Consider the following 14,645-nt stretch of genomic DNA (forward strand, 5'->3'; position numbering starts at 1 on the left):
CTTTTTAGTGGAACGTTCGCTTTACGTCGGAAACATATGGAAGATTATTCAAGGCCGCCATGATGTCTTCAAGCTGCACGAGGTTACGAACCCCAAGAGAGAGCGAAACCTGCATCATGTCACCCTTAGTAACGTGACCATTGACCCCGTTTACGTAGCGAGTGTGGTTGTTAACCGAACGCAAAATGCCATTCAAGACACCCGAAATATTTTCACCGTGTACGGTCAAGTCCGCCGTATAATTTGGCTTCTGACCAGCTTCATCTTCCCACTGCACGTCAACAATTCGCTGACCAGACTCAGTGGCAGAAGTGATGTTAGGACAGTCGATTCGGTGAACCGAAACACCACGGCCCTTGGTGATGTAACCCTTAACGGGATCCCCTGGCACCGGCGTACAGCAACGGCCTAAACGAATAAGCAAGTTATCGACACCAGCAATCACAATGTCATTGACGTGACTGCCCTGCTTACGCGACATAGCGGGCGCATTTTGCGTAATCTCGTGTCCTTCTTCCAAGAGCTCGCGCTGCAATTCCTGCGCTTGGGCTTCTTCTTGGGCGGCACGGGCTTCTTCGGTTAACTTCTTGACGACGGCCTGAGGCGTAGCATCGCCGAAACCAACCGCAGCCAGCAAGTCATCCATCGAGTTCAAGTGCAATTTTTCAGCCGTAGCTGTTAAATGTTCCTCGTCAAGGAAATCACTGGCCTGGTAGTGTTCTTCTTCCAAACGCTTGCTGAGCAGCTCACGACCCGCAGCAATGTTGTCATCGCGGTCAAGCTGCTTAAAGTACTGCTTAATTTTGTTACGTGCACGACGAGTGGAAACCAAGGGCAACCAGTCACGGCTTGGCGTCGCACTGGGGCTCGTAATGATTTCAACGATGTCACCGGTTTGAATTTTATAGTCCAAAGGAACAATTCGGCCGTTGACCTTGGCACCAGTGGTCGTCATCCCCACCTTGGAATGGATGGAAAAGGCCATGTCAAGCGTACCAGCGCCCTTAGCCAATTCGTAAACATCACCCTTGGGTGAAAAGGCATAGACTCGATCAGAGAAGAGATCACCTTGGACACCAGCCATGAAGTCTTGGGCGTCACGGGCCCCTTCTTGTAGCTCCAAAATCCCCTGAATGACGTTTAGCGCCTGCTGGTCCTTATCGCGGGTGTCCGCCTGCTGGTCGGATCCCTTGTTTTGCTTGTAGGCCCAGTGCGCCGCAACACCAAATTCCGCCACTTCGTGCATGTGGTGAGTACGGATTTGAACTTCAAGCGGACGGCCGCCAGGACCAATGACCGTGGTGTGCAAACTCTGGTAACCGTTGGCCTTTGGCAAGGCAATGTAATCCTTAAAACGGCCTGGAAGGGGCGTCCAACGCGAGTGAATCATCCCTAAGATGGCATAAGTATCGGGAATTGTGTCCGTCAAAATTCGAACAGCTGAAAGATCATAAATTTCATCAAAGCTCTTATGCTTATCAACCAACTTACGGTAAATCGAGTAAATGTGCTTAGGACGGCCGTAGACTTCGACATCCTTGAGGTGGAGTTCCTCGACGGCGGCGTTGATTTCATCAACCGCCTTTTGGATATAGGCCAAACGTTCTTCGCGTTTCATGTCCATCATGGAAGCAATCTTGTGGTAGGCTTCCGGATCGAGGTAGGACAAAGACAAATCTTCTAGTTCCCACTTGATGGCCGAAATTCCCAAACGGTCTGCCAATGGCGCATAAATATCAAGGGTTTCGCGGGAAATTCGCTTTTGCTTTTCAGGACGCAGCGCATCCAAAGTCCGCATGTTATGCAAACGATCCGCCAATTTAACGATAATGACACGGATATCCTTTGACATGGCCAAAAGAAGCTTGCGGTGGTTTTCGGCCAAACGTTCCTCGGAACTCTGATACTTAATCTGACTGATTTTTGTGACGCCATCAACGATTTGAGCGACGACGGGGCCGAATTTTTCCTGAACGTCTTTTAATTCAGCCGGCGTGTCTTCAACGACGTCATGCAAAAAGCCGGCCACGACGGTCGGGGCATCCATTTTCAGTTCGGCCAAGATTCCGGCAACCTGAATGGGATGGATAATGTAAGGTTGGCCCGAAGAACGCTTTTGGGGCGCATGTAACTTTTCGGCCCACTTAAAGGCTTTTTGGACCTGTTCAATGTCACTCGGATTCATGTAATCCTTGGCCATATTTAAAACATCTTGGGCATTGTATTCGCGGTACTTTGTCATCAGCAAGCCTTCCCCACTCTTTGTCATCTAAAACTAAAATTTGTCAGTCTTAGGATAAAGTCTACATATATGTATTGTATTATAGTGTAAAGGTATGGCGGGCACAAGCTTGAGCGCCTGCATAAAAAGCTGAATAGCGGTACAATACAATATTGTCGAATAACATTAAAGGAGTCTGGCTATGAAACTACACTTCCCCAAAGAAGACTGGCAGCGCAACGTCATCGTTGTCTGGTTCGCCGTCTTCATCACTGGGATTGGCCTCAGTGAAATTTTACCCTTTCTATCCCTCTACATCGGAACTTTGGGAGACTTTTCTAAAAATCAAATCACCCTCTATTCCGGCATGGCCTTTGCGGTGACCTTTTTGGTCACTGCCTTTATCGCCCCAATTTGGGGAAAGCTTGCTGATAAAAGTGGCCGAAAGCTAATGATGCTGCGCGCTGCAGCGGGTATGGCCATTGTCTTCTTTCTTATGGGCTTTACGACCAATGTCTGGCAGTTGATTGCCCTGCGTGGCGTCCAGGGTGCCCTGGGTGGTTTCGTTTCCAATTCCAATGCCCTCATTGCCACTCAGACACCCAAAGAAAAGATGGGTCGCGCCCTTGGAACCGTTGTGACTGGCTTTACGGCCGGTAACTTGCTAGGTCCTCTGGTTGGTGGTGCCATGGCCTCGGCTTTTTCTTACCAAACGGTCTTTCATATCACCGGGGTCATCATGGCCATCGTTTTCGTCTTCATCCTCTTCTTGGTGAAGGAAAACCGGCCCGAAATTAAAGAAGAAAAGCAGAACGACCAAATTGAAAACGTTACCTGGAAAAACTTGCCCAACAAGCAAATTTTGGTCGGCCTTTTCATCACGACCATGTTGGTGCAGACGGTTAACATGTCGATTAACCCCATCGTCTCCTTGTTTGTGCAGGAATTGATTCCCCACAGTCCGAACTTGACCTTCTTGGCGGGAGTGGTTGCTGCTGCTCCTGGACTAGCGACCGTGATTGCCGCGCCAATCTTTGGCCGACTGGGCGATCACTTTGGCACCCGTTACCTGATTGAAATCGGTTTCCTGATTGCCATTAGCGCCTTCGTGCCAACGGCCTTTGTTTCCAGCGTTACCATGCTAATCGTGCTGCGTTTCATCGTTGGAATCTCGGATGCCACGCTCTTACCTGCCATCCAGACCCTTTTGTCCAAAAACAGTCCTTCCTTTATGGTCAGTCGTGTTTTTGCCTATAACCAAAGCTTCCAAGCCGTTGGTGCCGTGGCTGGCCCCATGTTGGGTGCTTTCATCGCCAACGTCATGAACTACCGCATGATTTTCATTTTTTCAGCGCTGATTATGTTCCTAAACGCCCTCTTGTTCGTTTGGAACAACCGTAAAAATAAAGCCTAATAAAAAACGCTCACAGCTGTGAGCGTTTTTTATTGATAGGCTGTTAAATCGGTCTGCTCAGGCAAGTAGGCCGTCGTCCAACGTCCAAGTGGTTGGTATTCATGTCGATCCTTAAAGGCTAAGGGCGTCGTCTTCACGACAGCAATTGCCTGTTGATTTTCCGTTAAGAATATCTGACCAAGCTCTTTGAACTTCCCCTTGGTATGCTTGCCGGTTCGCCAAGTATGCGGCTTAGCATCTGCTGTAATTTGATAAGCACCGGAAGCATTCTGTTGGACGGGTACCCCGATAAAACAAGCCGTTTCGTACTTTCCCTTACTCATTAAATGAAATCCCCACTCCTAGCTCAAAACGGGTCGTGTCAATATCACCTTCCGGTTGCAAGTGTAATTGATAGTCGGTTCGAGCCGTCGTCATTCTTTTGTTGGCGCCCTCCGGGGTCAAAACAGCGTGATCTAGCTGTTCATAGTCCGTTGAACTGAGTTCGTTCAACAGGGCCCGGACGGCCAAACGAATGAACTGAATCTTCATGCTCTTGCTCAAGAAGGCAATTTGTCCATAAGGCATGGGTCGTAACCAGGTATCACGTTCTGGGTCAGGAAGTTCAACATTTTGCCAGTCTTCTTCATTGGGCTGCCGCCAGATTAGTTGGTAAAGGCCCGGTCCATCTGAATGGATGTCGGACAAAAGTTCCTCAGCACCGGCCACCTTACCCGGCAAAAGGCGCATTTCCCCGGCACGGTGTGCCCCGATGCAAAGTGGATAGGCCTTTTTACCATCGTAAAAGAAGTTCAGCGAATATTCCGTTTCAAAGGGTTCTGGACCCAGCGGCTGGTGCTTTTCCTTTGGCAAAACCAAAACATTTTGCTTTAATTCCTTCAGTGCCGCAATTAGCTTACGGCGGTTCCCAGGAACAATAATGGCGCGCGGATGTTCTTTATCCACAACGGCCATAACGTCCGAAATTTCAAGCGGCTCCATGTACTGCTTGTCGGAAAGGTGCGGCAAAAGCGTGGCATCGGAACTGTTATTGTTCATGATGATGGTGTGATACTGCAGGCGCCGCAGTTCTGACATGGTAATGGTGGTTGCATAGCCACCCGTAGCCGATTCGCCAATTCGAAAGGCTCCGGAGCCAATGACCAAAACCGTATCCTCGCCCAGTGGCTTTGATTCATCTTCTGATTCAAATGTCGCGTAGTATTGGTGCGCATTTTCAGGGAATTCACCGGCCGAGGGTTCCAAAGCTTTGTAGGTTGCTCGAATCGCACTCTTGCGACCAAACTGACGGACTTCCCGGTAGTTACTTTCCCAGAAATGGGCAATCAAACCATCGGAGAGACCGGCTTTTTTAGCCTTATACAGAGCATTTGCATTAAAGTGCTCCTGGTCAACTTCGCGTTCGATCTGAATAAGCTTTTGAAGCTGGTAAAAATAAAATTCATCGATGTGGCTTAACTCGGCCAATTCATCCACTTCATAACCGCGACGAAGCGCTTCGATAAAAAGCAAAACCCGGTTTTCTTGTGGGTGGATTAATTGCTGGATTAACTCATCATCAGAAAAGTTCTTCATATAGTCCGGTGAAAATGAACGGTTGTTAAAGTGGGCCGAGCGAATTGCCTTTTCTAAGGCTTCCACAAAGGTCCGGCCAAAACCGAGCGTTGAGCCGACTGACTTTTGCACCGAACTCAACTGGGGATTTACCTTGATACCGGCAGCCTTCAAATCACCGAAGGCAAAGACCGGTAACTTAACCACCATGTGATCCATCATCGGTTCCATCATGGCGGTTTTTTCATGGAAGCGGTGCGGTAGTTGGACATTTTCAATTTTGATGCCCAAGGCCATGTACATGGCGATCAGCATGACCGGATAACCAGTCATCAGGGCCATTCGATTGGCAACTTGGTCAATGTAAGGCGAGACCTTAATAATGTAAATCTCACCGGTTTTCTCGCTAATGGCAAACTGAACGTGCAAGGCCCCTTCGATTTGGAGCAAGTTAGCGGCTCGAATGGCATAGGCCCGCATCTGTTCCATATACTGATCCTGAATGGTCAAGACTGGCGAAATGCTCAAAGAATCCGCCGTGTGAATGCCGATTGGATCCATGTCTTCGCTCGCACCAATTTGCATACAGTTGCCTTGACAATCGCGCATCACCTCAAAGGAAACTTCCTTAAGACCGTTAATTGCCTTTGAAATTAAAATCTCCTGGGTCAAGGACTGCTCTTTAACCGCATCAAAGACATCCTCAAATTCATCCAGGCGTTCAACAATCTGCCGCGTGTTTCCCTGGGCGGGGTTATGAGCCCGCATTATCAAAGGCAAATCATTTTCACGCATCCATTCGTTGGCTTCATCCTGGGAACGGATGACCTGACTTTGAATAACAGGCAAACCAGCTTCATCCAATAAATCGGACAGTGCGGCAACATCGTTAACTCGGTGCAAATTTTCCGGTTTAAGTCCCAAAGTCTGCGGAGCTTGGCCATCCTCTTCGCTCCATTCCTGCAAGACTTGGTCCCAAAGTTGAATCCCGCGATAACCACCGAATAAGGGCATGACGGAATCAATTTGGTTTTCCAAGATAACCTGCTTGATATTTTCAACGGTTAAAGGCAGCCAAAAAGTTTCGGCCGCAATACTCTCCAAAGAGACCGAATAAGGATTACTGTCGATGATATAGGGCTTGTAGCCCTGGCCGTGTAATTCAGGCAGAACTTGGTATATCGCCGCATCGTTTTCGCCTTGAATGGAAAAATCATTTGGGCCAGCGCCGATAAATAGAATTTTTTTAATTGAAGCTCTCGTTGTTTTGTTCCACATAATCTTCTACTGTTTCAAAAAAGTCGGCAAAAATCACACTGGCCTCAAGCGGTCCTGGTCCCCCATCAGGGAAGAACTGAACGGAGAATGCAGGATAGTCACGGTGACGTAAACCTTGAATCGAATTATCAACCAGGTCACGATGCGTCACAAACAACTTCTTGTAATCAAGCGAATCCTCATCAACAACATAACCACGCCCCTGCATGGCGTAGAAAATCTCTTGCGAGATAATTTCCTGAATCGGATGGTTCATGCCATGGTATTCAGCCGGCAAAGTCGATAAGGTGGCACCGTTAGCCAGGGCAAACAATTCATGGCCTAAGCCCAGTCCCAACATGGGCGCTTTGGACTGTAGCACACGAATGAGCGTCAAAACTGACTCCGGTAAATCATTGGGATTTCCCGGACCCGTCGACAGGATAATCCCATCGGGATCCAAAGTCAAAACTTCGTCCACCGTTGCCGTATAAGGCAAAACCGAAACATTGGCATCGTAGTCGCCCAGCGAACGTAAAATCCCGTGCTTCAATCCAAAGTCAATGACAACGATGTGATGGCCACGACCGGGATTAGCATAGGGCTTTGGTGTGGCGGTATTTTGCACCTGCTTGTTGGTCAAAACGGTGGCCACGAGCTGGTCGACAGCGTGGTCATCAACATAATCAACAATCGTGGCCTTTTGAGGCCCACTTTCCCGCAAATGACGAATTAAAGCACGAGTATCAACTTGGGCTAATCCCGGAATATTGTGCTGCTTCAAAAAACGGTCCAAATTCATTCGCCGTTGACGATTCGTCGAAACTTCGGCCAAGTCGTGGACAATCATCCCCCGAATATTGGGCTTAACCGATTCGTAGGCTTCCGCGTGAATGCCGTCCGCACCAACTACAGGCATGGCAAAAACAATCATCTGCCCCTCGTAAATCGGGTTGGTAATGATTTCTTGGTAGCCGGTCATGGCTGTATCAAAAATAATTTCGCCAAAGGTAGTTGCGGGTGCTCCAAAGCCTTCGCCTTCAAAGACCGAACCATCTTCTAAAATAAGATGCCTACGCATGCTGTCGCCTCCATGAAGCCGGCTTAATGTTCGATTTCGACTTCATCCTTGCCGTCAATTTCTTGAACTCGAACGCTAATCTTTTCGTTTTGAGCAGTTGGGATGGTCTTACCCACAAAGTCCGCACGAATGGGCAATTCACGGTGACCGCGGTCAACCAAAACTGCCAAAGAAATCGACTTAGGACGGCCGATGTGAATCAAGGCATCCAAGGCGGCACGAATGGTCCGGCCAGTGTACAAGACGTCATCGACCAGGACAATGTTTTTATCCACAATGGAAATGCTTTCGTCTTCGTTGAGCCCCAAATTATCGTGTTGTTCAATCACATCGTCACGGTAATTGGTAATATCGATTGCCATCACTGGAATCGTCACGTTTTCCAATTGTTCCAAGCGATCAGCGATTCGGTGTGCTAAATATTCACCGCGGGTCTTAATTCCCACTAGAATCAAACCCTGACCACCCTTGTTACGTTCCAAAATTTCATAGGTAATACGCGTCAATGCACGTTGCATTGAGGCGGAATCTAAAACAACTTTCGCTGCCATGCTTACTTCCTCTCGCCTTTTACAGTAATCATCGGGGTTAAAGTCCCTAAAGCCTCTTTAAAATAATCCGGTAAATCGCTATCAAACAGCATTTCTTTTCCAGTGCTTGGCTGCTGCAAACTAAGGGTCTTTGCATGCAAAAGCTGGCCAGCCAGCTTCACGCCTGGTAAATTCGGTTGGCGATTGTAAAGAGAATCGCCAACAACTGGATGGCCAATGTAGGCCATGTGAACACGAATTTGATGCGTTCGGCCCGTTTCAAGACGGACCTTCAATAAAGTATAACCAAGGTAGCGCTGCACCACTTCAAAGTGTGTAATGGCTTCACGGCCACCTTCCACAACGGCTTGGCGCTTACGATCAACCGGATGGCGGCCGAGTGGTGCTTCAATGGTCCCCCGGTCTTCTTTGAAGTCGCCCTTGACCAAAGCATAATAGATCCGCTGGTTCTTGTGTTCCTTCAACTGGGCTGAAAGTGCTTGATGCGCTTTATCATTTTTAGCCACCATCAAGAGACCCGAAGTATCCCGATCAATGCGGTGGACAATTCCAGGACGGAACTCGCCGTTAATGGACGACAGTGGGCTGTGATAGAGCAAGGCGTTAACCAAGGTATGGTCAGCATGCCCCGGAGCTGGATGGACCACCATCCCCTGAGGCTTATTGACCACCAAAAGGTCCTCATCTTCGTAAACGATATCAAGGGGTATGTTTTCTGGCTCAAGTTCGGTTGATACCGGTGCTGGTGGCTCAACACTAATCCGATCCCCTTCAGACACCTTGTAAGAAGGCTTAACCGTTTGGCCGTTTACCAAAATCTGTCCCTGCTTAATCCAGTTAGCCAATTGAGAACGGGTATAGGCCGAATCAAATTGACTTAAGACCGCATCCAAACGGCCGCTTTCATGCTGAATTGTAAAAACTTGGGCATCATTTGCCATCGTTTTGAAGCTCCTTTATGGCTTTAACCATCTTTGGGCTAAGCCAGTAGACCCGCTGGCGGGCTTGCTTTTGAATATAAAGGCGGTTTTTGGCCAAATGCCATTCGATACCGTCGTCGAGCGTAAATTCATCGTAGTCAAAATTCACGACATGGCCGATGAAAAGCTGCTTGCCCGTCAAAAAAATTCGCCGCCTGAAAAAGGCCAAGCAACCAATGGCTAGGATGACAATCAGATAGGCGATAATCCAGAAATTAAGCTGATAAAAGGTCTCGCTGCAAGCAATAATGCCTAGCAGCAAAAAGACTAACCACCACATCCAGATTATTTGGCCCCATGGGTCAATGGGTTGATAAAAACCACGCTGCGGACGCATGCGAATTCTCCTTTAAAAAACAAAGTATACGTCTCCTATTTTACCATGAATTCGAAAAATGCTTTGCCGCCCTACCCCACTGTTTTATAATACGAGTGAGGATTAAAGATGCTACAAATTTACTTTGATGCCGCTCGGCGACCCGATACAGGTCAAAGTGCCGCCGGCTGTCTAATCATTAATCAGGGCCAACAAAGACAGGAAAAAACGACCTTACCCAAGACCAACAGCAATCATGATGCCGAGTTTTTGGCCGCTATCTGGGCGCTCCAGCTTGTTTCAGCAGAAGGCAACCTCCAGCTCTATTCCGATTCAAAAATCGTGGTTGAGGCGCTACAGAAACAATACGCCAAGCATTTCCAAGCCTACGTTGATCGGATTCAGCCCCTACTTGACGCTTATTCGCTCGCCTTTATTAACTGGGTCCCCGAAAAAAACAACTTAGGCGCGCACAATTTAGCACAGCAAGCACTAAAAAAAGCAGACGCTTAAGCATCTGCTTTTTAAATTAATCTTGAATCAACAATTGGTAAGCCCAACGTGCCGTTGAGATGTGATCAGCTTCTTCCATATGCACCGTACCACGCTTTTCAAAGCCATTGTTGGCAATGACCTTTTGCATTGGTAGGTTGCCGGGATGCGTGTCGATTCGGAAATCACGAGCCCCCTGGGCATAGAAGTAAGAAATCAAAGCCGTCATGAAGCGGGCAGCTAACTTTTGGCCACGGAACTTATCCGAAATGGCCACGCGGTGCAAGGAAGCGTAATCATGTCCGTCAACGAGCCAAGAACCATCTTCCAAAGCGGTGTAGATAGGGTCTTCGCCTTCGAAGGCAGCGGCATAACCGGCAACTTCATCACCACAAATCAAAACAAATGCTTGGTGGTTATCCATGTCCGTTTGAATCGTTTCATGGTTGGGATAATCTGATTGCCACTGGTCAATTCCTTGAGCCTTCAAATAGCCCTTTGCACTCTGTAGGATGCTAACAATTGTGTCCATATCACGTGCTTTAGCACGACGCATATATACTGTTGCCATCTTGTCACTGTTGTATACCAAAATTCGGTATACCGCTCCTTTCGTTTATAACAGAGATACATTGTATCACAAAGAAAAGGAAAGCCAAACCTTGCTCAAGCTTTATTTTGCGCGCTTTCCCCAATACTGGAAGTAATCAACTCGCAGGGAACCGTTATAAAGCTTACGTCGCTTTGTCGCCTTTTGACCGTAGCTCTTTTCAAAGTCCAAATCCGAAGTCAAAATGTACTTCGACCAGCTTGGGTAACGGGAATAAACTTGCCCCATTTCACGGTAGAGTTTACGGGCCGCTTCAATTTCACCCAAACGTTCCCCATAGGGTGGATTAGCAACCAAAACACCGTTTTCTTCGTCCGTTTTCCAATCCTTGGCCGCTAACTGGTAGAATTCAATATCCTGGCTCAAACCAGCGTGCTTGGCATTTTCCTTGGCAATGGCGACCATGTTTTCGTCGATATCATAGCCCTTAATGTTCAAGGTCCGGTCATAATCGGCTTGATCTTCGGCTTCGTCGCGCATCGTGTCCGACAGGTCCTTATCGAACCAATCCATGTCTTCGATGGCAAAGTGGCGAATCAGGCCGGGGGCAATGTTACGGCCAATCAAAGCCGCTTCAATGGCAATCGTTCCCGATCCAGTGGTTGGGTCAACGAAAGGTCGGTCCGGATGCCAGTTGGTTAGCATGACCAAGGCCGCCGCAAAGTTTTCCTTCAGAGGAGCGCCACCCTTGTTGACACGGTAACCACGTTTGAATAGTGATTCACCGGTGGTATCCAAAGTCAAAATCACATGGTCCTTTTCAATCATGACTTCCAGCTGTGCCTTAAAACCAGTTTCTGGTAAACGAGTGCGCACGTGAAAAGCTTCTTGCAAATTAGCCACAATGGCCTTCTTCGTGATGGACTGAACATCAGGAACAGAGAAAAGCGCCGACTTATGGGAACGACCCGCCACCGGAAATTCCGAATCGTAGTTCAAATATGACGACCAATCCAAGGCTTTAACCCCTTCGAAAAGGTCTTCAAAGGTGGTCGCATCAAATTCACCGACGATAATCTTGATTCGGTCGGCCGTGCGGAGCCAAAGATTCGCCTTTAAGATATCGGCCTGCGTGCCGTCGAAACGAACGCGGTAATTTTCAACCTGAGCATCGTAACCCAAATGGCGCAGTTCTTTGCCGACCAATGCTTCGATTCCAGCGGCTGCCGTCGCCATCAAATGATATGTTTTTGCCATGATTTTCCTTTATAATAATCCACAATGAAACTAAGTGATTTTGAAGTCTTAACCCGCTATATGCGGCCCGAAAGCAAGTTGTTTTTACTCGATGAAAAGAAGCAAAAGCTCCCCCTTGCTGAAATTAAATACCACCCAAACGGGGCCGACCTTCTCTTCCTTCCGGGTAAGAAGGCGCTGACCCTATCCCAATTACTGGGGCGTTTAAGCCAAGCTGGTCACCAAACCGAATTTTACCAGGCCGATGGGCGCGATATTTTGGGCTTTCGCCTCGACGAAGACTACAACATTTGCCTACGTTAGGCTACATGTCTTCGATTTTTTGGTGTGGTAGCTTGAAGTCGACCTTGCCCTTTTGACCTGACTTTTGGTCCGCCAAAACGTAAGTGACGCCGCGCCGTTTACGCTTGGCCATTTCAACGGCTTGGGGCGAATTAAGTTGCTCACGCTGCCAATTAGCCAAGATGGTTTCGATGTAGCGTAAATTCCGCACGTTGTTCAAAACGGCTTCCTTAAGGGCCAGCAGCATCATATTAGGATCGAAGTGATCCTGATCGAACCAGTGCCCAATCGTTTGCATTTCCATGGCGGATAAAGAGCGGCCAAATTCAGCTTCCACCGTTTGCATGACCTGCCGTTTGGACTTGACGCCATCCGACAAGGTTTCCGGGGCTACTTCGGCTCTTTGTCCACCCAGTAGTTTTTCAAACATGGGACTGAAATCGTAGCTTTCCGTTTGCTTTTGTCGCCCCTCGACAGTCAACAGTTTACGCTTAAGGAGACTCTTTAAGCGGTCGACAACAGCACTTTCCGTCACCTGCAAAATTCGGGCCAGAACGGCTGGATTGGCATAATCACCACGGGCTTGAATCCGCTCAATTTGTAGGTAAAGCATTAAATCATCATTGTCCATGCCAATCTTGCGGTAGTTCATTAGCAGTTCGTTACTAACGGCGGTTTGCCCGGCTGCTAAGTAGCGCTTAAAATTTGCTTCCATGGTCTCCTCCAATCATCAACTATTATAAAAGCGTTCAAGCACAACTTGAACGCTTTTCATTAAGGACGCAAACGGTGCGTCATACGTGGGAATGGAATGGCTTCACGAATATGATCTTCGCCAGTTACGAAGGTAACCATTCGTTCCAAACCAAGGCCGAAACCAGAGTGTGGCACGGAACCGTACTTACGGAGGTCAAGGTACCAACCGTAATCGTCCATGCTCAAGCCCTGTTCTTCAATTCGTGACTTCAAGTAGTCATAGTCGGTATCACGTTCTGAACCACCGATAATTTCACCATAACCTTCTGGTGCCAACAAATCGGCAGAAATAACAATGTCATCCCGCTTTGGATCACGCTTCATGTAGAAGGCCTTAATCGCCTTAGGGAAGTTGGTGATGAAGACTGGCTTGGAGAAGTGGTTGGCCAAGAAAGTTTCTTCAGGAGAACCAAAGTCAACGCCCCACTTAACATCAAAGTCATTGTCTTGCAAAAGCTTAATGGCGTCATCGTAAGAAACACGTGGGAATGGCAACTTCGTGTATGAACGAAGCAATTCTTTATCACGCTTCAAAATATCAAGTTCCTGGTCATTACGTTCCAAAACTTTTTCAATCAAGAAGGCAACATAGCGTTCTTGCAATTCCAAACTTTCATCTTGGTGCATGAAGGCCATTTCGGGCTCAATCATCCAAAATTCAGTCAAGTGACGACGAGTCTTAGACTTTTCGGCACGGAAGGCCGGTCCGAAGGTAAAGACCTTACCAAAGGCCATGGCCCCTGCTTCAGCGTAAAGCTGACCAGTCTGTGAAAGGTAGGCCTGGTGGTCAAAGTAATCCGTTTCAAAGAGGTCGGTCGTTCCTTCCGGAGCCGAACCCGTCAACAAAGGGGCATCCAACTTGATGAAGCCTTCATTGTTGAAGAATTCATAAGTTGCGGCAATCAAAGTGTTGCGAATTCGCAAAGTTGCGAAAGGCTTCAAGTGACGCAAGTAAAGGTGGCGTTCATCAAACAAGAATTCCGTCCCGTGTTCCTTTGGCGTAATGGGATAATCGTGGCTTTCACCAATCACTTGGATGTCTTGAACCGCCATTTCATAACCAAATGAAGAACGATCATCGGCATGAATTTCACCAGTGACGTACATGCTGGTTTCTTGCTTTAATTCCTTAGCCGTTTCAAAAACTTCGGGCGAAACGTTGGCTTTCACCACAACACCCTGGAAAAAAGCGGTCCCGTCGCGCAACTGCAAAAAGGCAATCTTACCGCTGCCACGCTTTTGGCGGAGCCAAACACCGATTTTAACGGTTTGACCTACATAATTCTTGGCATCGATAATTTTAATCGTGGGAATACTTGCTTCACTCATATTTGATAGCACGCTGGGTGCTAACCTCCTTATTTTAAAAGTACGTTATCTTAGACCATTAAAGGCCGTTAATGACCCGGTAAGGCTTACCGGTCTTGAAATCCAAAGTCAGGTAGTTCAACTGCCCCTTTTGGTTTTCGTAGGCGATTTCCCAAACTAAGACACCCTTATACATCGAGATGTTGGCCTCGTATAACTTCTTAGGGTGATACTTGGTCGTAATTAGCTGCTTCAAGGCAGCATTGCTCATCCCCGCTGAACGTGGGAAAGTCTTAACTTTGTTGGAATCTCCTTGTACGATGGCGACCCGCTTTTGTCCTTTGGCATTGGTGCCGACAACTCCGTAGGTGGTTCCCTGACGGTAATTGACGGTCAGCTGGTCCAAATCAACAAAGCCCGCCTTGGAACGAACCAGGTGCTCGACCCGGCTTTCCGCAGAGGACATGGGCGTCATTGCCCAGTAGGCATAACCTACCAGAAGTAAGGCAATTACCAGCAGAAAGGCAATAATCAGCATAAAAATCTTCGACCAACGCACACGGCGTCGGCGACGACTTCGGATTTTAATGTTTTCATTAAACTGCATGACGTTTTCTCTTCCTGTT

General features: G+C 47.9%; 15 protein-coding genes. 3 read left to right on the forward strand and 12 right to left on the reverse strand.

Translation table 11 applies throughout. From position 1 onward, the window contains the following. Positions 1-4 precede the first annotated feature (4 nt). A complete protein-coding gene (locus ABSY64_RS03080) occupies positions 5-2,242 on the reverse strand; it encodes a RelA/SpoT family protein (RefSeq protein ID WP_349641600.1) in 2,238 nt (745 codons plus the stop codon). 181 nt (positions 2,243-2,423) lie between these two features. On the opposite strand from ABSY64_RS03080, the gene ABSY64_RS03085 reads away from it, so the two are divergent. Then, positions 2,424-3,635, forward strand: coding sequence for an MFS transporter (locus ABSY64_RS03085; protein ID WP_349641601.1), 1,212 nt, complete (start codon positions 2,424-2,426; stop codon positions 3,633-3,635). A gap of 29 nt (positions 3,636-3,664) precedes the next feature. On the opposite strand, the gene ABSY64_RS03090 is transcribed toward ABSY64_RS03085, so the two are convergent. Genes ABSY64_RS03090 through ABSY64_RS03115 form a run of 6 tightly spaced genes read right to left on the reverse strand, consistent with a single transcriptional unit; the run spans position 3,665 to position 9,395 of the window. Beyond that, a complete protein-coding gene (locus tag ABSY64_RS03090; RefSeq protein WP_349641602.1) occupies positions 3,665-3,958 on the reverse strand; it encodes a DUF7671 family protein in 294 nt (97 codons plus the stop codon). Further along, on the reverse strand, positions 3,951-6,467 hold the full coding sequence (locus ABSY64_RS03095; protein WP_349641603.1) for a carbamoyl phosphate synthase preATP-grasp domain-containing protein: 2,517 nt from the start codon (positions 6,465-6,467) through the stop codon (positions 3,951-3,953). Before ABSY64_RS03095 ends, ABSY64_RS03090 begins: the two co-directional genes overlap by 8 nt. Beyond that, positions 6,436-7,527: a carbamoyl phosphate synthase small subunit gene (locus ABSY64_RS03100; RefSeq protein WP_349641604.1), complete on the reverse strand. Its 1,092-nt coding sequence runs from the start codon at positions 7,525-7,527 to the stop codon at positions 6,436-6,438. The genes ABSY64_RS03095 and ABSY64_RS03100 overlap by 32 nt, the downstream gene beginning before the upstream one ends. Before the next feature lie 23 nt (positions 7,528-7,550). Then, positions 7,551-8,078: a bifunctional pyr operon transcriptional regulator/uracil phosphoribosyltransferase PyrR gene (pyrR, locus tag ABSY64_RS03105; RefSeq protein WP_349641605.1), complete on the reverse strand. Its 528-nt coding sequence runs from the start codon at positions 8,076-8,078 to the stop codon at positions 7,551-7,553. Between the two features lie 2 nt (positions 8,079-8,080). Further along, positions 8,081-9,019, reverse strand: a complete 939-nt coding sequence (locus tag ABSY64_RS03110) for an RluA family pseudouridine synthase (RefSeq protein ID WP_349641606.1) — start codon at positions 9,017-9,019, stop codon at positions 8,081-8,083. After that, complete coding sequence (locus ABSY64_RS03115; RefSeq protein WP_349641607.1) at positions 9,009-9,395, reverse strand: EbsA family protein; 387 nt, start codon at positions 9,393-9,395, stop codon at positions 9,009-9,011. Before ABSY64_RS03115 ends, ABSY64_RS03110 begins: the two co-directional genes overlap by 11 nt. 108 nt (positions 9,396-9,503) lie before the next feature. Here ABSY64_RS03115 and ABSY64_RS03120 point away from each other — a divergent pair, with 108 nt between their 5' ends. Continuing rightward, a complete protein-coding gene (locus ABSY64_RS03120; protein ID WP_349641608.1) occupies positions 9,504-9,887 on the forward strand; it encodes a ribonuclease HI family protein in 384 nt (127 codons plus the stop codon). A 16-nt stretch (positions 9,888-9,903) separates the two neighbouring features. Here ABSY64_RS03120 and ABSY64_RS03125 read toward each other — a convergent pair whose 3' ends face one another. Further along, positions 9,904-10,437 carry a GNAT family N-acetyltransferase gene (locus ABSY64_RS03125; RefSeq protein ID WP_349641609.1) on the reverse strand — a complete coding sequence of 178 codons (534 nt, stop codon included), beginning with the start codon at positions 10,435-10,437 and terminating at the stop codon, positions 9,904-9,906. Positions 10,438-10,539: 102 nt separating this feature from the next. Next, positions 10,540-11,673, reverse strand: coding sequence for a THUMP domain-containing class I SAM-dependent RNA methyltransferase (locus ABSY64_RS03130; protein ID WP_349641610.1), 1,134 nt, complete (start codon positions 11,671-11,673; stop codon positions 10,540-10,542). Positions 11,674-11,697: 24 nt separating this feature from the next. On the opposite strand from ABSY64_RS03130, the gene ABSY64_RS03135 reads away from it, so the two are divergent. Beyond that, positions 11,698-11,976, forward strand: coding sequence for a hypothetical protein (locus ABSY64_RS03135; protein ID WP_349641611.1), 279 nt, complete (start codon positions 11,698-11,700; stop codon positions 11,974-11,976). Between the two features lies 1 nt (position 11,977). Here the strand turns inward: ABSY64_RS03135 and ABSY64_RS03140 are convergent, their stop codons facing one another. From ABSY64_RS03140 to ABSY64_RS03150, 3 genes are read right to left on the reverse strand one after another with little or no spacing between them, the layout of a single operon-like run. Next, complete coding sequence (locus ABSY64_RS03140) at positions 11,978-12,670, reverse strand: DnaD domain-containing protein (protein WP_349641612.1); 693 nt, start codon at positions 12,668-12,670, stop codon at positions 11,978-11,980. 59 nt (positions 12,671-12,729) lie between these two features. Further along, positions 12,730-14,040: an asparagine--tRNA ligase gene (gene asnS, locus ABSY64_RS03145; protein WP_349641840.1), complete on the reverse strand. Its 1,311-nt coding sequence runs from the start codon at positions 14,038-14,040 to the stop codon at positions 12,730-12,732. A 58-nt stretch (positions 14,041-14,098) separates the two neighbouring features. Beyond that, on the reverse strand, positions 14,099-14,626 hold the full coding sequence (locus tag ABSY64_RS03150) for a hypothetical protein (RefSeq protein WP_349641613.1): 528 nt from the start codon (positions 14,624-14,626) through the stop codon (positions 14,099-14,101). Between the last annotated feature and the right edge of the window lie 19 nt (positions 14,627-14,645).

This window comes from Eupransor demetentiae (genome assembly GCF_963930865.1).
In the GTDB taxonomy this organism is placed as follows: Bacteria; Bacillota; Bacilli; order Lactobacillales; family Lactobacillaceae; genus Eupransor; species Eupransor demetentiae.